Source organism: Erwinia plantamica (assembly GCF_043420595.1).
In the GTDB taxonomy this organism is placed as follows: Bacteria; Pseudomonadota; Gammaproteobacteria; order Enterobacterales; family Enterobacteriaceae; genus Erwinia; species Erwinia aeris.
The window spans coordinates 1-392 of the sequence record NZ_JBGCUC010000135.1; the positions used below are offsets into that span (position 1 = coordinate 1).

Annotated in this window: 1 protein-coding gene; it reads left to right on the forward strand. The window is 28.3% G+C overall.

Features of this window, described 5'->3' with window-relative positions:
* Positions 1-392, forward strand: a 392-nt coding sequence (locus AB3U87_RS22470; RefSeq protein WP_394150665.1) for a glycosyltransferase family protein, incomplete at both ends; no start/stop codon positions are given.

Genomic DNA, 392 nt, shown 5'->3' on the forward strand with positions numbered 1-392 from the left:
TTTATTGGTATTTGTGCCGGTGATGATTGGTGGCATAATCAACATAAATTGCAATTACAGGTTGAGTTTTTAAAAAAAAATGAAAATTATGGGTTAGTTTTTACAGACTACAAAATAGTTGAAATTGATACGGAAACTGGTAGTGCATTTTTTTCTAGTTCAAATCATATTGTCATCAAAGAAGACAATATGTATGAACATTTATTACGAGGTAATTTTATATCGGCAGCAACTGTAATTTTCAGAAGGGATGTTTTTTTTAAATACATTGATTTTAATGAATTTAAGCTGCAAGGTTTTTTAATGGAAGATTATCCAATGTGGCTTGAAATGATACAGCATACTAAATTTAAGTATATTCCAATTAAAACAATTACATATACAGTCGCTGA